Source organism: Collinsella aerofaciens, assembly GCF_015558785.1.
Taxonomy (GTDB): Bacteria; Actinomycetota; Coriobacteriia; order Coriobacteriales; family Coriobacteriaceae; genus Collinsella; species Collinsella aerofaciens_P.
In genome coordinates this window covers 22,008-40,201 of the sequence record NZ_JADMOP010000012.1, presented here as the reverse complement: position 1 = coordinate 40,201, position 18,194 = coordinate 22,008, and the positions used below count along the sequence as shown (strand labels likewise).

General features: G+C 62.9%; 18 protein-coding genes and 3 tRNA genes. 1 reads left to right on the top strand and 20 read right to left on the bottom strand.

Features of this window, described 5'->3' with window-relative positions; all coding sequences use genetic code 11:
- Window positions 1-58 precede the first annotated feature (58 nt).
- The 19 genes from coaBC to I2G40_RS06700 form a co-directional block, all read right to left on the bottom strand.
- Window positions 59-1,273 carry a bifunctional phosphopantothenoylcysteine decarboxylase/phosphopantothenate--cysteine ligase CoaBC gene (coaBC, locus tag I2G40_RS06790; protein WP_229090695.1) on the bottom strand — a complete coding sequence of 405 codons (1,215 nt, stop codon included), beginning with the start codon at window positions 1,271-1,273 and terminating at the stop codon, window positions 59-61.
- A gap of 3 nt (window positions 1,274-1,276) precedes the next feature.
- Window positions 1,277-1,996 carry a zinc ribbon domain-containing protein gene (locus I2G40_RS06785; protein ID WP_195544584.1) on the bottom strand — a complete coding sequence of 240 codons (720 nt, stop codon included), beginning with the start codon at window positions 1,994-1,996 and terminating at the stop codon, window positions 1,277-1,279.
- Window positions 1,993-2,802 (bottom strand): Nif3-like dinuclear metal center hexameric protein, encoded by an 810-nt coding sequence (locus I2G40_RS06780; protein WP_195544583.1) that lies wholly within the window; start codon window positions 2,800-2,802, stop codon window positions 1,993-1,995. Before I2G40_RS06780 ends, I2G40_RS06785 begins: the two co-directional genes overlap by 4 nt.
- Window positions 2,799-3,977: a cysteine desulfurase family protein gene (locus tag I2G40_RS06775; RefSeq protein WP_195544582.1), complete on the bottom strand. Its 1,179-nt coding sequence runs from the start codon at window positions 3,975-3,977 to the stop codon at window positions 2,799-2,801. Before I2G40_RS06775 ends, I2G40_RS06780 begins: the two co-directional genes overlap by 4 nt.
- Window positions 3,978-3,983: 6 nt before the next feature.
- The gene (gene rpe, locus I2G40_RS06770; protein WP_195544581.1) at window positions 3,984-4,655 is read right to left on the bottom strand and encodes a ribulose-phosphate 3-epimerase; all 672 of its coding nucleotides are present in this window, start codon (window positions 4,653-4,655) and stop codon (window positions 3,984-3,986) included.
- A gap of 18 nt (window positions 4,656-4,673) precedes the next feature.
- Entirely contained in the window at window positions 4,674-5,681 is a 1,008-nt protein-coding gene (locus I2G40_RS06765; RefSeq protein WP_195544580.1) for an NAD(P)H-dependent glycerol-3-phosphate dehydrogenase, read from the bottom strand.
- Between the two features lie 9 nt (window positions 5,682-5,690).
- Window positions 5,691-6,374: a glycerol-3-phosphate 1-O-acyltransferase PlsY gene (gene plsY / locus I2G40_RS06760; protein WP_195544579.1), complete on the bottom strand. Its 684-nt coding sequence runs from the start codon at window positions 6,372-6,374 to the stop codon at window positions 5,691-5,693.
- Entirely contained in the window at window positions 6,367-7,701 is a 1,335-nt protein-coding gene (der, locus tag I2G40_RS06755; RefSeq protein ID WP_195544578.1) for a ribosome biogenesis GTPase Der, read from the bottom strand. The genes plsY and der overlap by 8 nt, the downstream gene beginning before the upstream one ends.
- A 10-nt stretch (window positions 7,702-7,711) precedes the next feature.
- Window positions 7,712-9,154, bottom strand: coding sequence for a DUF512 domain-containing protein (locus I2G40_RS06750; RefSeq protein ID WP_195544577.1), 1,443 nt, complete (start codon window positions 9,152-9,154; stop codon window positions 7,712-7,714).
- A gap of 2 nt (window positions 9,155-9,156) precedes the next feature.
- Window positions 9,157-10,056, bottom strand: coding sequence for a 4-hydroxy-3-methylbut-2-enyl diphosphate reductase (locus I2G40_RS06745; RefSeq protein WP_195544576.1), 900 nt, complete (start codon window positions 10,054-10,056; stop codon window positions 9,157-9,159).
- 2 nt (window positions 10,057-10,058) lie between these two features.
- Entirely contained in the window at window positions 10,059-10,787 is a 729-nt protein-coding gene (locus I2G40_RS06740) for a lysophospholipid acyltransferase family protein (protein ID WP_195544575.1), read from the bottom strand.
- A 3-nt stretch (window positions 10,788-10,790) separates the two neighbouring features.
- Window positions 10,791-11,477 (bottom strand): (d)CMP kinase, encoded by a 687-nt coding sequence (gene cmk / locus I2G40_RS06735; RefSeq protein WP_195544574.1) that lies wholly within the window; start codon window positions 11,475-11,477, stop codon window positions 10,791-10,793.
- A gap of 66 nt (window positions 11,478-11,543) precedes the next feature.
- The gene (locus tag I2G40_RS06730; protein ID WP_195544573.1) at window positions 11,544-12,509 is read right to left on the bottom strand and encodes a pseudouridine synthase; all 966 of its coding nucleotides are present in this window, start codon (window positions 12,507-12,509) and stop codon (window positions 11,544-11,546) included.
- Window positions 12,496-13,215: an SMC-Scp complex subunit ScpB gene (gene scpB / locus I2G40_RS06725; RefSeq protein WP_195544572.1), complete on the bottom strand. Its 720-nt coding sequence runs from the start codon at window positions 13,213-13,215 to the stop codon at window positions 12,496-12,498. The genes I2G40_RS06730 and scpB overlap by 14 nt, the downstream gene beginning before the upstream one ends.
- A gap of 11 nt (window positions 13,216-13,226) precedes the next feature.
- The gene (locus I2G40_RS06720; RefSeq protein ID WP_195544571.1) at window positions 13,227-14,039 is read right to left on the bottom strand and encodes a segregation and condensation protein A; all 813 of its coding nucleotides are present in this window, start codon (window positions 14,037-14,039) and stop codon (window positions 13,227-13,229) included.
- An 84-nt stretch (window positions 14,040-14,123) separates the two neighbouring features.
- On the bottom strand, window positions 14,124-14,807 hold the full coding sequence (locus I2G40_RS06715) for a site-2 protease family protein (protein ID WP_195544570.1): 684 nt from the start codon (window positions 14,805-14,807) through the stop codon (window positions 14,124-14,126).
- Window positions 14,808-14,816: 9 nt separating this feature from the next.
- Window positions 14,817-15,113: a hypothetical protein gene (locus tag I2G40_RS06710; RefSeq protein WP_324252579.1), complete on the bottom strand. Its 297-nt coding sequence runs from the start codon at window positions 15,111-15,113 to the stop codon at window positions 14,817-14,819.
- A complete protein-coding gene (locus tag I2G40_RS06705) occupies window positions 15,100-17,133 on the bottom strand; it encodes an ABC-F family ATP-binding cassette domain-containing protein (RefSeq protein ID WP_195544569.1) in 2,034 nt (677 codons plus the stop codon). The genes I2G40_RS06710 and I2G40_RS06705 overlap by 14 nt, the downstream gene beginning before the upstream one ends.
- 75 nt (window positions 17,134-17,208) lie before the next feature.
- Window positions 17,209-17,281, bottom strand: a tRNA-Ala gene (locus tag I2G40_RS06700).
- Window positions 17,282-17,833: 552 nt separating this feature from the next.
- Between I2G40_RS06700 and I2G40_RS06695 the strand changes: the two genes are divergently transcribed.
- A tRNA-Ile gene (locus tag I2G40_RS06695) sits at window positions 17,834-17,909 on the top strand.
- 208 nt (window positions 17,910-18,117) lie between these two features.
- On the opposite strand, the gene I2G40_RS06690 is transcribed toward I2G40_RS06695, so the two are convergent.
- Window positions 18,118-18,190: transfer RNA gene (locus I2G40_RS06690), tRNA-Ala, on the bottom strand.
- Window positions 18,191-18,194 lie beyond the last annotated feature (4 nt).

The window sequence follows — 18,194 nt, the reverse complement described above, 5'->3', positions numbered from 1 at the left end:
TCTCACTCGCAACAAGGAGTATATTAACCCGAAACTTTGGACTTGTGCAAGAACTTTTTTAATTATTTTTGAGCAAGTCTAAAATTGTATCTGCGAGCTGGGGTTTTGTTAGTACGGGAAGTTCCTGTGTACCCGCTGTGCTCACAATCCAGGCCTTGTTGGTGTCTGTTCCAAAGCCCGAATCGGCGCGCGAGACATCGTTGGCGATGATCGCATCGCAGCCCTTGCGGGCAAGTTTGCGCTTAGCGTACTCCACGACGTTATCGGTCTCGGCTGCAAATCCGATCACACGGCGCTCGCCCTTTTGGCGTGAAAGCTCGGCCAAAATATCGACCGTCTCGACCAGTTCGATGCGATCCAAGCGTTCGTTGGCCTTTTTGAGCTTGTGGTCCGCAGGGGATACGGGGGTGTAGTCGGCGACGGCGGCTGCACAAATGGCCGCATCGGCCGTCTGAAAGGCACCCAGCGCCGCCTGCAGCATCTCTGCGGCGGTCTGCACGCGCACGCACTCCACGCCGCGACCCACGTCGAGTGACGTCGGCCCCAGCACGAGCGTGACCGCAGCGCCGCGGCGTACGGCCTCCCCTGCCAGTGCGATGCCCATCTTGCCCGAAGACCGGTTGCCGATAAAGCGCACCGGATCGATCGGCTCGTGCGTAGGACCGGCGGTGATCACGATGCGCTTGCCTGCAAGGTCCTGGGGCGCGGGGTTGAGCACCTCGCAGATGGCTTCGACGATGTCCTCGGGCTCGCTCATGCGCCCCGTGTCCACGTCGCCGCAGGCAAGGTAGCCGCTGCCGGGTCCCACCACATGGACGCCACGGTCGCGCAACGTGGCCATGTTGGCCTGCGTCGCCGGTGCCTTCCACATGCCGTTGTTCATAGCGGGTGCGATCACGATGGGTCGCGGCGTGGCAAGCAGCGTGGTGGAGATAAGGTCATCGGCGACGCCGTTGGCCATCTTGGCGATGATATTGGCCGTCGCGGGCGCCACGACAACCAGGTCGGGCTCCTGCGCGAGCGAAATGTGGTGGATAGGGTCGGAGGGATCGTCGAACAGGCCCACAGCGACCGGCTCGCCCGTAAGCGCGCGGAAGGTGAGCGGCCCCACAAACTCCGTAGCATGCTCGCTCATAACGACCTTAACGCGCGCGCCGCGCTTTTGCAGCAGGCGCACGATATTGCACGACTTATAGGCGGCGATCCCGCCGGTAATGCCCAGCAGGATCGTTTTTCCCTCAAGTTGCATTGAATTGTTGGGTGCCGCCGTCATCATTTAAGCTTCCTTGCTGGGGAGCACGAGCAGGCGGTGGCAATACGGGCAGTGCGTAATCTCACTACCGTCGTGGTTTAGGTCGCTCATGGACGATGCCTGCAGCGCGGTATGGCAGACCGTGGGGATGTTGCCCTGAATGGTCTCGACGGCCAGGCCGCGGAACTGCTTGAGCAGGCGCTCGTAATCGGTGAGCACGTCAGTCGGCAGCGTGGCAGCCAGCGCGGTGCGCTCCTTGGTAGCGGCGTCAATCTGGGCCTGGAGATCGGCAGCCTTGGCACGAGCGGCCTTGGTATCTGCCTTCACGCCCTCCTCGAACTTAGCGATAATGGCCTGCGCGCGAGCCTCGCGGTCGAGCGCTTCCTTATGGGCGACGATGACGTCCTTGCGGGTGTGCTCGATCTTGTCCAGACGCTTGGCCAGGGTGGCAAGCTCATTCTCCAGGTCCTGCACCTCGCGGTAATCAGAGCCGTCGACGTGACGCTTCTTTGCAGCCTCGATGGCGTTATTGGTCTGGATCTCGGTGGTGTTGAGGTCGTCGAGCTCAATGTCCAGATCCTTGCGCTGGGCGTAGAGTTTGGTCATCTCGGACTTGAGCTTCACATAGGTCTTACGCTTTGAGGCGAGCTCCTTGAGCTCCGGCATATTGGCAAGTTCGCTCTTGTTACGGGCGAGCTCCAAATCGATCTGTTGCAGCTTGAGTAGCGTAGCGCCGGCGCTCATAAGTTCTCTCCTTTTGTCACAGTCCACCATTGGCAAGGGTTCAGTATTTTAATCGCATGACGGGGGTCGACCCCAGCGTCAACTGCAGAGTTCATCAAGATATCCACGAACGGCTCTTCGGAGCGGTCGTGCCCGAGCAGAATCACGCTCAGGCCACGCAAGGCAAGGTCCTGCGCCACGTGGTAGCCCGCCTCACCCGTCACGACAACATCTGCGCCTGCGGCGATGGCGAGCTCTCCAAAGTCGCCCAGGGAGCCGCCCAAAATGGCGACGGTGCGGCACAGGTGCTCGGCTTCGCCCCATACGCGCGGATCGCTGCCAAAGGCCGTGGCGGCACGGTTGGCGAGATTGCGCAGGTTGCAGGCGTCGTGGAGGGTCGCGAGTGTGCCCAGACCGGTGAGCTCAGGCTCGTCCACATGCTCCAGCGAGCTCATGGGCTCGGCGACCAGCAACTCACTCAAGCGAACGCGCGCTTCGTGCGAGCGGTCCAGGTTGGTGTGAAGCGAGATGATGCTCACGCCGCAACGAGCCGCCTCGTACAGTGCAGCGCTGCACTGGGGACGCGTAGAATCGGCTGGACAAAAGGCCTCGGGCGCCTTGATATAGATGGGATGATGCGTCAGCAGCACGTTAGCGCCGGCCTCGAGAGCGCGGCGCACGTTGGCCTCGGTCGCGTCGAGCGCGCAGGCAACACCGCGGATCTCGGCAGCGGGATCTCCCACAGATAGCCCAACATGATCCCAGCCCTCGGCGTCCGCCTTGGGGTAGCGCGTCAGCAGGGCACGCTCGAGCTGGGCGACGATCATGCGGCACCTACGATCGACAACAGCGTCTGGGCAAAGTCGTCCAGATCGCCCGGGTTCACCCGGTCATCAAACGAGATGCGCAGCGACCCCAATGCCTGCTCGCGGCCGATGCCCATGGCGCTGAGCACGTGGCTCGGGTCCATGCTGCCGCTCGAACAAGCCGATCCGGCCGAAACCTCAAAGCCGGCGGTATCGAGCTTGATGATGAGCTCCTCGGAGTCCATGCCGTCGACGTAGATTGAAACCATACCCGGCAGACGATCGGCCTGCGCGTAGTCGCACATCGTGGCGTGAATGCGAGGATGGGCCGTAAGCGTGGCGTAGAGCTTGTCGGACAGGGCCTGCAGCGTCGCACGCTCCTGGCCCACATTCGGCAGCAACACGGAAGCGGCAGCGGCAAAAGCCAGCTGCGTGCGCAGATCCTGCGTACCGGCGCGACGGCCGGCTTCCTGTCCACCGCCAAAGATGCGCGGACGCAGCGGCGTGCGGTTCTTAAGGTAGAGCGCACCGGATGCCACAGGGCCGCCGATCTTGTGCGCGGCAACGGTCATGGCATCGACGCCCAGCTCGGTGACATCGAGCGGAATGTGCAAGTAGCCCTGGATGGCATCGGTATGAAACAAGGCGCCGGCAGCATGTGCGGCGGCGGCCAGCTCGCGGATAGGCTGCACCATGCCGGTCTCGTTGTTGGCGACCATAATGCTCACGAGCGCAACGTCGTCGCCGAGCAGCTCGACAAGCATGGCAGGCTCTATGTAGCCCGCGCGGCAGGGCTGCACCAAGTCGACGGTAAAGCCGGCGGCACGCAGCAGCGGCAGGTTGTCCAGAATCGAATCGTGCTCGATGGCCGAAACGATTACGCGATCGCGCTTGCGATCGCGCTGACGAGCGCCCTCGGCAAGACCGAGCAGCGCCAGCTGGTTGGCCTCGGTACCGCCGTTGGTAAGGATGATCTCGGACGGGCGAACGCGTGCGCCAAAGCTACGGGCGATCTCGCGACGGGCGACTTCCAGGCGTGCGGCGGCCTTGCGGCCAAGCGAGTGCAGCGAGTTGGGGTTGACGCCGGCAAGCTCGCTGTTGTCGTACTCGCGCTGCGCAAGGAGCGCCTCGGCGCGCATGGGCGTCGAGGCGGCATAGTCAAGATTCACGGGTATGCGGTTTTGACCTGCGGTCATAAGGGTTTATGCCTCCTGTGCTGCCTCATTGCCCAGCTTCTGCAGCAGCGCAACCTCGGCGGCGGGATCTTCGGACTTAAATACGGCGGAGCCGGCTACGAGCACGTTGGCGCCGGCCTTGACGACCTCGGCGATGTTCTTGGAAGAGATTCCGCCATCGACCTCGATGAGGGGCGAAACGCCGTGGCGCTCACACATGGCCTTGAGCTCGTGCAGTTTGGCGATGGTACCGGGGATAAAGCTCTGGCCGCCAAAGCCGGGGTTAACGCTCATCAGTAGCACCATGTCGACAACGTCGATGATGCTTTCGAGCACGCAGACGGGGGTGGCGGGGTTGAGCACCACACCGGCCTTGACACCGCGCTGCTGCAGATGGGTGAGCGTGCGGTGCAGGTGCGTGGAAGCCTCGTAGTGCATGGTAATCATGTCGGCACCGGCGTCGGCGTACCAATCGACCGTCTCGTCGGGATTCGACACCATCAGGTGCGCGTCGACCGGCACGTCGGTGGAGCGCTTGACGGCCTTAAGGATGTCAACGCCAAAGGTCAGGTTACCGGTAAAGTGGCCGTCCATGACGTCGAAGTGCACGTAGTCGGCACCGGCGATCTTGTCGAGCTCGCCCTTCAGGTTGGCCATGTCGGCCGAAAGGACGGATGGAGCGATTTTGATGGAACCCATGGTAGTAGCCTTTCTGCGCTAGTCGGCGAGTCCGTAGAACTCTTGAGAGGGGACGCGGTCGGTGAGAATCTCGAGCGCCCTATCCAAAGTAACACCGTTGTAGAGCGTTTGCTCCACGGCAAAGGTGAGCGGAATGTCTACGCCCAGTGAACGGGCAAGCTCGCTGACGCTGCGGGCCGCGACGGCACCCTCGACCACCATATGCGTGCGCGCCTGGTACTCGTCGAGCGACACGCCATGAGCGAACTCGTAGCCAAAGGTGCGGTTGCGCGAATGCTCCGAAGTGCAGGTGGCGATGAGGTCGCCCATGCCGGCAAGTCCCATGCAGGTCATGGCCTGACCGCCGCGGGCGTGCACCAGACGGCTGATCTCGGCCAGACCGCGCGTCATGATGAGGGCGAGCGTGTTATCGCCCGCGCCGGTACCGGCGGAGATGCCGCACACGATGGCGATGACATTTTTCATGGCGCCGCATACCTCGACGCCCGTCATGTCCTGCGACAGGTAGATGCGGAAGGCCTTGGAAAGCAGCAGCTCCTTAAAGGTCTCCCCCACTTGCTGGTCTTCACTGGCGATGACGGCAGCCGAAAGCCCGCCGCGGCAGATTTCCTCGGCATGGTTGGGGCCCGAGAGCGCCGCCACGCGTGCTTCGTTGCCGATCTCGCTGGCGATGACCTCGCTCATGAGCAGGCCAGACTCGGGCTCGATGCCCTTGGTGAGGCAGAGCACCGGGGTGTCGGCGGCGATGAAGGGTGCTGCCTGATGGCAGACGTCGCGCAGGTGCGTGGAGGGCACGGCAAAGATGATGGCCTCGACGCCGTCGAGCGCCTGGGCCAAATCCGTCGTGGCGACAACGTTTTCCGGCAGCACATAGTCCACCAGATAGCGGGGGTTGCGATGCTCGCCGTTTATGCCGGCGGCCGTCTGCTCGCTATGGGCCCACATGATCACGCGCTCGGCTCGCGCGGCGGCAAGGCCGGCGACGGCGGTTCCCCAGGAGCCGGAGCCAATCAGCGCAACATTCATGACTCTCTCCTACTTATCGTCGGGCTCGGTGACGCGCTTGGTAAACGAGAGCTTGGACTCCTTACCGGTCATGAGCTTTTTGATGTTCGCGCGATGGGCCCACACCACGGTGATGCCGATCATCGCCATGCAAAACTTGAGGCCCAGGCTGCTGTACGGAAAGACCGCGCAGGCAGCGATGGGAAGGCCGATGGCCGCGACAAGCGAGCCCACCGACACAAACTTGGTAATGGCGACGGCCACGATAAACATGCCCAGCAGCGACAGGCCAATGGGCCAGTACCAGGCAAGGATCACACCCAGGCCCACGGCGATACCCTTACCGCCGTGGAAGTTAAGGTAGGGCGAGAAGATGTGTCCCCACACGGCAGCCAGGCAAATGACGCCGAGCATCCAGTCGCCGGCGGCACCGGGAGCCATGATGCTCACAGGGAAGCCATAGCCCACGCTCGCGATGAGCGGACGCGCGATAAGGACGCAGATGGCGCCCTTAAGGCAGTCGAGCAGCAGCGTGAGCGCGGCCACCTTGGGGCCGGCCACGCGCAATGCGTTGGTAGTGCCGATGTTGCCTGAGCCTGCCTTGCGGATGTCGGTGTGGTTGAACACACGGCCCAGAATCAGACCAAACGGAATCGCTCCGATAAAGAACGAGACCACGGCGCAGATGGCAGTCAGAAGAATCGGATTATGCATCCTTTTGCTCCTTCTTCCTAAAGAAGAGTCGAATGGGCGTGCCGGCGAAGTCGAAGGTCGAGCGCATGCGGTTCTCCACGTAGCGCTGGTAGGTGTCGTTGACCAGGTCGCTGTGATTGACGAAGAACGTGAACGTCGGCGGGTTGACGCCCGTCTGGGTCACGTAGTGCATGCGCAGGCGGCGCTTGCCGTCTACCACGGTGTGGCCAAACTCGCGCAGGTCGGTGAGGAACGTGTTGAGGCGCGAGGTGCTGATCTTTTGCGAACGCGTCTTTTCGGCGGCATCGACCATCGCCCAGATCTTCTCGACGCTGCGGCCGGTCAGGGCAGAGATGCGCAGGTACTGGGCCCAGGGAGCCATGACGCCCAGACGGCGGTCGATGGTCTCCATGCAGGCCTCGCGCTTACGGTCGTCGTCGAGCAGGTCCCACTTGTTGAGCAGCACGACGATGGCGCAGCCGCGTTCGATGGCGAGGCCCATGACCTTCTGGTCCTGCTCGGTAACGCCCACGGAGGCGTCGACGACAAGCAGCGCCACGTCGGCGCGATCGATGGCGCGCAGGCCGCGGACCATGGAGTAGTACTCGATGTTCTCGTATACGGTGCTCTTCTTGCGAATGCCCGCGGTGTCGACCATGCGGTAATGCTTGCCGTTGCGCTCGACGACGGTATCGATGGCGTCGCGCGTGGTGCCGGCGATATTGGACACGATGGAGCGGTCGGCACCCAGGATGCGGTTGAACAGCGATGACTTACCGGCGTTGGGGCGGCCGATGATGGCCACATTCAGTGCATCGGGGAACTCGTCGGCGACCTCGTCCTCTTCCTCGGGGAGCAGGGCCACGATGTCATCGAGTAGGTCGCCCGTGCCGTGGCCGTGCAGGGCCGACAGCGGCGTGGGCTCACCGATGCCGAGCGAATAGAACTCCCAGATGTTGTCGTTCTCGCGATCGGGATTATCGAGCTTGTTTACCAGCAGAAAGACCGGCTTGTCGCAGCGCTTGAGCATGCGGGCGACCGACTCGTCCTCCTCGGTGACGCCGGTGCGGCCGTCGACCACAAACAGGATGACGGCGGCTTCCTCGGCGGCGGCGAGCGCCTGATCGCGGATGGACGTGGCGAAGACGTCGTCGCTTTTGAGCGGCTCGATGCCGCCCGTGTCGACGATGGTGAACTCGCGGCCGTTCCAATCGGCCGTGTGATACGAGCGGTCGCGCGTGACGCCGCGTGACTCGTGGACGATAGCGTCCGAGGTCTGGGCCAGGCGGTTAACGAGCGTGGACTTGCCCACGTTGGGGCGTCCAACGACGGCGACGATAGGTTTCATCTGCTCTCCTTTAATGGATAGGGTCAGCGGAAGTGTTAGAGTCGGCAGGCACAATGCCAAGGATGTGCTCCAGGGTATCGAGCAGCTCATGCGGCATGGTCGACACCACATGAACCTCGGCGCCGCGACTGGTAAGGCTTGCGAGTAAATCGTCACGATGATACTCGTCAAGCGTCATGCCGTCAGCGTTGAACATGAGCTTAGGCACAAAGAGCATAACCCCCGACAGGTCTTGCGGCAGCTGCTCCAGGATATCGCTCGCGACGATGAGGCCGGTCACGTCCACGTTACCGCCAAAGTAGCGGTTCTTGATGGCCGTGACGGTGCCGGAAAGGCCCTGTGGAGACTCCACGAAGCGCGCCACGGTATCGCGAGCGCTGGCGCCCGAAAGACATACTAGGCGCTGGTTGCGGGCGGTCATAGCCTTGCGAACGCGGGCAAGGCGCTCAGCGTCGGCGGCAAGGACATCGTCTGTCTCGTCCAGATACGAGCGGATCATGCCGATGCCGTCGTAGTACTGCGGGTAGCCGTCGTAAAAGTCTGCCTCGGGCGGATCGATGCCGGCGTCCAGGTAGAACTCGTCGCTCATCTGGAAGGTGTGGCGGCCAAAGCGCTCGTACGCGCGGTCCTGGAAGGGCCGAATCATGGCAATGGTCTCGCGCGCCAGCTCGGGCTTGTCGCTGTAGGACCAGCTAAAGCGGTTCTGGTGCTTGGTAAAACCGAGCGGCACAATGCCCAGGCTGGTGATCTGCTCGTGCTCCTCGCAAAAGCGTAAGGTCTTTTCCAGCTCCTCGCCGTCGTTCATGCCGGGGCACAGCACAATCTGCGCATGAATCTCGATGCCGGCGGCCATGATGGCCTCGAGCACGTCCATGCCGCGCTGGGCGTTGCGGCCCATCATGCGGCGGCGGACGTCGGAGCTCACGGCATGGACCGACACGTTCATCGGACTCATGTTGCGATTGATAACGTTTTGCACGTCCTCGTCGGAAAGGTTCGTGAGCGTGACAAAGTTACCCTGTAAAAAGCTCAGGCGATAGTCGTCGTCGCGAATGTAGAGCGTGGAGCGGCCGCCCTTGGGCAGCATCGTCATAAAGCAGAACACGCAGGCGTTTACGCAGGTACGCATGCCGTCAAAAATGGGGCCGTCGAACTCAAGACCCCAATCCTCGCCGGGAAAACGGTCGAGCTCCACGGGGGTGACAGTGCCGTCGCGCGGGTCGAGAACCTCCAGCTCGACGGTATCGTCGTCTGCTTCCCAAAGCCAGACGATCATGTCGGTGAGTTGCTCGCCGTTGACCGTGAGCACGCGCATGCCCGGCTCGATACCCACATCCCATGCGGGCGATTCGGGACGCACGTTCTTTACGAGCGCGCCCTCACCCGGCTCGGGGTCGCGGCTGCGCCCGTAATCGGCCACTTCGGTGGCGTATGCGGGTACGGTCTGGTCCATGATTAGCGGCAAAGCTCCTTGATGCGCGCAACGGCGCGTTCGATGTGTTCTTGCGGGGTGGAGGCTCCGGCGGTGATGCCAATGTGGCGCGCGTTGGCAAACCATGCGGCCTCAAGCTCGGAAGCTTCCTCAATGTGATGCGTGTGCTCGCAGACGTCAGCACAAATCTGCGCCAGGCGGCGCGTGTTGCCCGAATTCTTGCCGCCCACGACGACCATGCAATCACAGCGGTTGGCGAGGGTTGCGGCTGCCTGCTGCCGTTCGCTCGTGGCGGCGCAGATGGTGTTGATCACGCGCAGTTCCTGCACGCGCGGGGTGATGGAGGCCACAACCTCGGCCAGGTTCTGCGCAGTTTGGGTGGTCTGCACAACCAGGCCCACCTTGCCCTTGAGCGGCAGCGCGTCCGCATCGGCGGCGCAGCTCACGACTAGAGCGTCATCCCCGGCGTGGCCCAGAATGCCCTCGACCTCGGGGTGGCCCGGTTCGCCCACGACGATCACGCGGTAGCCCTCGCGCACCAGGCGCTCGGCCGCCACATGGACCTTCTTCACGTAGGGGCAGGTGGCGTCGACCACGGTAAGGCCGCGCTCACGAGCGACGTCAATGACCTGCGGCACCACGCCGTGCGCGCGGATGATCACGGTGCCCGATGCGGCGTCGTCCAGGGTCTCGGCCAGACCGACGCCCGCCTCGGCAAGCTCGCGCACCACGATGGGGTTATGGATGAGCGGACCCAGGGTGTGGACCTGAGCGTTCTCCCCCGCCTGTGGGGCTGCCGCCAGGGCCATATCGAGCGCACGCTGCACGCCGTAGCAGGTGCCGGCGTGGGCGGCGATTTCGATGATGGGGGCGTCTGCCTTGCCGAGCACAGCCTCGGCGGTGTTTATAACTTCCTCGCCCATGGCTAGAACCTGCCAGGATGCTCGGCGCACAAGTCATCGCGCATGGCGTAGACACGATTCATGGCTTCGGACTCAAACCATGCCAGGCGCTCCTTGCGTTTAAGCTCGGCCGGTGCGTCGGATAGCGAGATGGCCTTGCCGGCACGGATCCAGCACTTTTTGGGGCGCATGAGCTTTTTGCCCTTAGGCGTAATGTCGGACCAACCACAGATGGCGAGCGGGTTGACGGGTGCCTTGCCCATCTGGGCGATGAGCGCAAAGCCGCCGTGGACCTCGGGCTTGATCTCGCGCGAGCGGATGCGCGTGCCCTCGGGGAAGATCAGGACGTCCTCGCCGCGCTGCAGTGCATGCTGGGCGGCACGCAGACACTTCATGTCGGCGGTGCCGCGCTCGACGGGAATGCCACCCACGCGGCTAAAGGCCCAGCGCACAATCTTGGTCTTGGCAAACTCGGACTTAAAGATGGGGCGGATGCGGCGGCCGCCAAAGAACAGCGCCGTCTCCACGGCCAAGAGTTCGGCCATCGAGGTGTGGTTGCAGATGACCACGCTGCCGCGGCCTTCCTGACGCTCAAACAGCAGGTCGGCGTCCTCGACCTTCCAGCGCCACATGAGCTTGGAGAAGACCCACAGGATGCCCATGACCACGACGACGGTGCCGCGGATGAGCGCCGGGAACTCGGCGTACGGGGCGTTGTAGTAATCCTCGGGCGTCTGTTTAAACAGGCGCATGGGCTACCTCCTTTGGTTGATGAGGCCCTCGATTATCGAGACGACCTCGTCGATGGTGTGGGCGGTGGAGTCGACGTGCACGGCGTCCTCGGCGGGCACGAGCGGTGCGACCTCGCGGCTGCTGTCGAGTTTGTCGCGCTGCTTGAGGGCGTCGAGGGTCTCGTCGACCTCGGCCTCGAGCTGCTCGGTGGTGAGCGGCTGCGCATCGTTCTGGTGGCGCTGCAGCACGCGGCGACGGGCGCGCTCGCGCGGGTCGGCGGTCAGGAACACTTTGACCTGCGCGTTGGGGAATACGACGGTGCCGATGTCGCGACCCTCGGCCACGATATCGCGGTCCTCGGCGGCACGACGCTGGTGGATGAGCATGGCGGCGCGCACGCCCGGGTAGGCCGAGACCTTGGAGACGTTGGCGTCTACCTGCGGGGTGCGGATGGCAGCCGATGCGTCCTTGCCGTCAATGGTCAGGCGCGTGTCCTCGCCGGTGCCGTTGGTAAAACGGATTTCGATTTGCTCGGCGAGGGCGTCGATGGCCGCCTCGTCGTCCAGATCGATGCCGCGGTCGAGCGCGGCGAACGTGACGGCGCGATACATGGCTCCCGTATCGAGCTTGTTAAAGCCCAGCTGGCGGGCGATCTCCTTGGCGATGGTGGACTTGCCGGAACCGGCGGGGCCGTCGATGGCGACGATCATGCAATGCTTCCTTTCGGTGGTTGACGTGCTGGTATGGGACGCAGGCGCTACGGATTGGCGGGCTGGCTAGCCCGTGTAGCGCTCGCGGTAGGTGTTGCGCTTGGGCGCGGAGCCGTGGCTGCCGTGATGGCGGGTGCGGCTGGCGGTGTTAGTCGCGGATGCGGTGGCGCGCTTGGAGCTGGCCTGCTTGGGCGGGATGCCGCCGGCCTTGAGGATCTGCACCTCGCGGTCGGTGAGCTCGCGCCACGAGCCTTTGGCCACGTCCTTGAGCTCCAGTCCGGCAAAGTTGCAGCGGTGCAGGCGGATCACCGGGTGGTGGATTTTGCTCAGCATGCGCTTGACCTGGTTCTTGCGGCCCTCGCGGATGATGACCTCCACGGCGGTGGTGCCGGGCTTGACGCCTTGCGGAGCCACAGCCTCGGCCTCGCGCGCGCTGATGACGCGGCAGATCGCCGGCTGGCACAGGCCGTCGTCGAGCTCGATGCCGCGACGCAGCGGTGTAAGATCGCGGTCGGACAGTTCGCCGTCCACGAGCGCCTGGTAGGTCTTGTAGACGTGCTTGCTGGGGTGCAGCAGGTCCTGGGACAGGTCGCCGTCGGTGGTAAAGAGCAAAAGGCCTGTGGTGTCGCGGTCCAGGCGACCCACCGGGAAGAGCCCCGGAAAGCGGTCGCGCGGGACCAGGTCAGCCACGCAGGGGCGTTCCTGCGGATCGCTCATGGTGGTGAGGTAGCCGGTCGGCTTGTAGAGCATCAGGTACACGGCGCCCTGGTTGAGCTTGACAGGCATGCCGTCGACCTCAATGTGGTCGCGGTCGACGTCGACCTTGGTGCCGAGTTCGGTCGCGACCTGGCCGTTGACGGTCACGCGGCCGGCGGTCATCAGGTCCTCCGAGCCGCGGCGGCTCGCCACGCCCGCGCGCGCCAAAAAGCGCTGTAGGCGCATGGTGTGCGGGTAGACGGTCTGGGCGCCGGGTGCTGCGGTGTCCGTGGCGCTTGCGGTGCGCGTCTCCTCTGCTTTGTTAGTTCTCGTCATGTAAATCCTCCGAGCTATCAACGCTGGTCAGGATTTCCTCATCTGCGGCGTCCTCAACATCGGTATCGAGCAGTTCGCGCTCTTCGTCCAGGTCTTCGGCCTGCTCCTCGAGCGTGGATTGAATGCTGCGGCCGCTCAGACGCTCACGGATAAACTGGCGCGACTGCTCGTCGGGGGCAAACTGCTCCAGATCGGGCAGGTCGCGGGTGGAGCGCAGACCAAACTTCTCCAAAAAGGCGTTGGTCGTGCCGTAAATGATGGCCTGACCGCGCTGGGGGTCGCGGCCGAGTTCGCGTACCAGGCCTTTGTCCACGAGCGATGCGATGACGCCGTCGGAGTTGACGCCGCGGATGCCCTTGACCACCTCACGCGTGACGGGCTGGTGGTAGGCGATGACGGCCAGGGTCTCGAGCGCTGCCTGCGACAGCTTTTGCGTGTCCCAGCTCAGCACGTAGGCCTCGACCACATCGTGGTAGGCGGGGTGTGTAAACAGGCGCCAGCCGCCGGCGACTTCGCGCAACTGAAAGCCGCGATTGGCCTCCTCGTACTCAACTTTGAGCTCGGCGAGCAGCGATGCGCACTCACCGGGGGCGATATCCAGCGCACCTGCCAGCGCGGGCGCGCTCACGGGGTCGCTCGAAACCAGCAGCAGCGCCTCGAGAGCGCCTTTGAGGCTGTTTGCCTCTAGGGTAGAAAGGGTTGACATGGTTGCCGCTCCTATTCGGTGAGCTCGGGGCCCTCGCCGGGCACATAGGCCTCGGCGCCCTCGACGCGGTTGATCTGAATGGTTCCAAAGATCTCGTCCTGGCTCAATGTGAGCGAGCCGCGCTTGGCGAGCTCAAGCATGGCCAGGAAGGTGACGACGAGTTGCTCGGTGGTGGCATCGCCGTCCAGTAGTTCGCGAAAGGTGCAAGATTGGTGCGCCATGGTAAAGCGGTCGACCGAGGCCACGGTCAGGTCGAGCGGCACGCGATGCGGTGCCACATGCTCGGCTTCCAGCAGGAAGGTCTGGCGCTTGCCGTCCAGGTCGGCGCAGATGACGGCCAGGCCGCGCAGGGTGATGCCAGCCAGGTAGTCGGGCATGAGCCCCAGGAACTCCGGGTCGGGACCGGCCACACGCGGGTGCATGCGGCTCTCGGCTTGCATGCGGGCACCGAGGGCCGCAGCCGCGCCCTTAAACTGCTTGTAGGCAATCAGGCGCTGGATCAGGACCTCTCGCAGGGCGTCGCCGTCAAGCGCGCTGAGCTCCTCGAGGTCTTCGTCGAACTCGTCATCGTCGTCATCGACTTTGCGCGGGGCTTCCTGCGGTACCAGCGAGGCGGCCTTGATGTCCAAAAGGGTTGCCGCGACCAGCAAAAAGTCGCTCGCCACGTCCAGGTCCAGCGCCTCGATGCGCTCGGCCTCGGCAAGGTACTGCTCGGCCACCTCACTGATCGAGATGGCGCCGATATCTACTTTTTGGCGGGTTACCAGCTGCAGTAGCAGGTCGAACGGTCCGCTGTAGACCTGCGTCGACACGCGATACGACATCTTCGACCTCCTTTGACGGCGCCTTCGCGGCGCGGTTTGGGTGCATGTTACGACCGTTTTGCACGGTCGACCTGTTAGTTTACCTTAGATGCCGGCGATTGCGAAGTTAAGCAGCTGCTCAGCGAGCGGATACACGGTAACGTCGAAATAGCGACCGATTACGTCGATGCCGGTCCACATGGGCAGCAGGTACAGCACCAGGATGAGGATGGGCATGGCGTATTGCTGCAGGCGGTAGTAGTTGGCGAGCGACTTGCCCTTGAGGAAGGGCACGATGATCGACGAGCCGTCGAGCGGCGGGATCGGGATGAGGTTAAAGAACGCGAGCGACAAGTTGACCACGATAAACTTGGCGCCGAAGTTCATGATCTGTGACGCTACGGCAAAGGACATGCTTGCATAGAGGTTGCCGTACGTTACTTGCATGAGAGCGGCAGCGAGGCACGCGAGGGCGATGTTTGATGCGGGGCCGGCAACGCTCACCAGGACCTCGTCGCGCTTGGGGTGCTTGAGGTTGTTGAGGTAGACAGGCACCGGCTTGGCAAAGGCGAACACCGGGCCTCCGGCGGCGAGCATCAGCAGCGGCAGGATGATGGTGCCAAACGGGTCGATATGGTTGAGCGGGTTGAGCGACACGCGACCGCGCGAACGGGCTGTCTTATCGCCGAGTGCCCAGGCCGCGGCGGCGTGTGCACTTTCGTGGATAACGATGCCGACGATGACGGCGACGGCGCTGGCAAGTAGGTTCATGAGGTAGCTGCTGGACATGGCACTCCCCTAGCGGACGCGGCGCGAGGCGCGCGTGAGCAGGTAGTCAATTACAAACAGGATCACAGCGACGATGGCGTAATCTAAGCGGAACACGCCGCCAAACGGTGAGGTGATGACTCCGTAGCCGGCGATGGCGCTCGGCAGCGCGCGCGAAAGCTCAACGACAAAGCCTACGATCTGCAGCTTGGCGGTCAGGCCGCTAAAGCACAGCAGCACGGTCATCGCGCTCATAAAGATGCCGCAGATGCGACAGGCGATGGCGATGATGCTCATCGCCACGGCAGCGGCCTTACGAGAGCTCACGCGCGGTCTCCTCTTCGATCTGGGTGGAAAGCTCCAGCCATTCGTCTTCGAGCTTGGGCAGCTCTTGCTTAAGGCCGTTATATTCCCCCAGCGCGGCGTTGAACTTATCCTGATCGGCATAAAGCTCTTCGCTCGCCATCAATTTCATAAGCTCGTCATAGCGGGCACGCTTTTTGTCCAGCTCTGCCTCGATCTTCTTGAGCTGGTTGCGCACGCCCTTGAGCTTTTTGTTGAGCGCGGCGCGGGCTTGGGCCTCGGCGCGTTTTTGCTCCTTGGTCTTTTTGCCCTCGGCCGGCTTGGAAGCGGTGGCGGGGGTGTCGGGCTGGGCCGCGGTGACCTTAGCGGACTTGGTCGCGGCCGGCGCACTCTCCCCTGCCGCCTCGGCGGCGGCGCGGGCCGCGAGGTCCTCGCGCTTGTAGAGGTAGTAGTCGTAGTCGCCGTCGTAGACCGTGACCTTGCCATCGCGGATGTCGATCACGCGGTTGGCAACGGCGCGCACCAGGTGCTCGTCGTGGCTGATCAGCACGATGGTGCCGGGGAAGTTTTGCAGGGCGTTCTCGAGCATGTCCACCGAGTCGATGTCCAGGTGGTTGGTGGGCTCGTCCAGGCACAGGAGCGCCTCGGGGGCCACGAGCATTTTGGCGAGCGCGAGACGCGCTTTTTCGCCGCCGGAGAGGACACGGACCTGCTTTTCGATGGAATCGTTGTCGCTAAACAGGAAGGCACCCAGCAGGCTGCGCTGCTGCGGCACGGTCCATTTGGGCGTGACGGTGTCGATCTCTTGCAGGACTGTGTTGGACTCGGTCATGCCCTCGAGTGCGTGCTGGGCGTAGTAGGCCACGCCCACGTTGGTGCCCAAATCGCGGGTGCCGGTGGTAGGCGGCTCAAGGCCGGCGAGGATCTTCATGAGCGTGGACTTGCCGGCGCCGTTGGGGCCGACGAGCGCCACGTGCTCGCCGCGGTAGAGCTTGAGGTCGATGTCGCTGTAAATGTGCTTATCGCCGTATGACTTGGAGACGCCCTCGAGGCCCACGACCATGTCGCCGGAGCGCGGCGGGTCGGGGAACTTAAAGTCGATGTGCTTGTGGCCCTCGGGCAGGATGACGAGCTCCTTTTTGATCTGCTCGATCTTGCGGATGCGCTCCTGGGCCTGGGCGGCCTTGGTGGGCTTGTAGCGGAACTTGTCGACGAAGACCTGCATGTGGGCGATGTCGCGCTCCTGGGCGGCGCGCTTGGCGCGCATCTGCTCCAGGTTGTCCTCGCGCTGCTTGAGGTAGCTGCTGTAGTTGCCGGTGTAGGTGGTCACGCGGCGGTTCTCGAGCGCGGCGACGTGGTCGACGCAGGCGTCCATGAAGGCGCGGTCGTGGCTGACGATGAGGACGGCGCCGTCGTAGTTGGCAATAAAGCCGCGCAGCCACTGGACGCTCTCGAGGTCCAGGTGGTTGGTGGGCTCGTCCAGAAGCAGCAGGTCGGGGTGGCGCAGGAAGAGCTTGGCCAGCGCTATGCGCATCTGCCAGCCGCCCGAGAACTCGGAGCACGGGCGCTCAAAGTCGGTGACCTTAAAGCCCAGACCGGACAGGATTTTGCGCGCGTTGCTCTCGAGCTCGTAGCCGCCCAGGTGCTCAAAGCGGTCCTGGACCTGTCCGTACTCGTTGAGGAGTGCGTCGACGTCCTTCCCCTGTTCGGAGAGCTCGGTGATCTGGGCCTGCAGCTCGTTGGCGCGCTCGCCCATGCGGCGAATTTCCTTGGCGGCGGCCATGACCTCGGCAAGGATGGTGGTGTCCTTTTGCTCCAGGTTGGTTTCCTGCTCTAGGTAGCCCACCTGGCAGTCCTTGGCGTACTGGACCTGGCCGGCGTCGGGGCTGTCGATGCCCATGATGATCTTGAGCATGGTGGTTTTACCGGCTCCGTTGGGGCCCACGAGCGCGAAGCGCTCGCCGGGGTTGATCTGGAAGGACGCGCCGCTAAAGAGGACGCGTGCGCCGAAGCTTTTTTCGATCTTGTCGACCAGGAGGATCATGGTGCCGCCTTTGACCTTGTATGCCTATATGAAAAAAGGCCCCAACTTACGTTGGAGCCTCATTCAATGCTCGGGTGGAGACGAGGGGGATCGAACCCCTGACCTCTTGACTGCCAGTCAAGCGCTCTCCCAGCTGAGCTACGCCCCCGTGTGTAGAAGTACTATACGGGAACTCCCCCGCCGATGCAAGGACAATTTCGGAAAAACTTTCGCCCGCGCCGGCGCGCGCGGAACACGACCTGCCCCGCGCAACCGGGTTTCCTGTGCGCCGCCAGTCCCATTATCGGGTCCGATTGCGAACCGCCCCTCCTCTGCGCCTCAGAACTATGCCGGTTTACTACGATGAATCAGGAATGTTCAACCACGCACGCCTTTTCGTGCAACCGTCGGGCTCCCTACCTGTGGTTTTGCAAACGGAGAACACGCGGTGCTCGGGAGTCGTCGATCCATCGTAGTAAACCGGCATGGTTTTGAAATGACATCGGCTTGATTTCACGGTTAAATGTGTTGGAGCCCTGAATTAATGGCCTTAATTTTTTCTAAAACACGTCTTTTCTGCGACACGCCTAGATTGGTTGTTGTTTAGCATTGGACTTGATCTTGCGTTGTGCGACTTGCTCGTGCATGGTAGTATTTCACGACGTGAAGCGAAGAAATTAGGCCTGAGTTGCTTTATTAGAATTGCATTCACCGTTCATAAGGGCTCTTGGCGCAACGGTTAGCGCAGGGGACTCATAATCCCTGGGTTCTGGGTTCGAATCCCGGAGGGCCCACCAGAGTATTTTGAGGCCGGGCATTATGCCCGGCCTCTTTGTTATTAGCGCTGCAAACTAGCTTTGCCATCCAGAGACGTAAAGTTATTAACATTCATATTCGTAATTAACAATGGGTATGTCGCCAAGATGCTACCCAACCAACACATGGCGTCAATCGATAAATAAGAAAAGGCCCCAACTTGCGTTGGAGCCTCATTCAATGCTCGGGTGGAGACGAGGGGGATCGAACCCCTGACCTCTTGACTGCCAGTCAAGCGCTCTCCCAGCTGAGCTACGCCCCCGTGC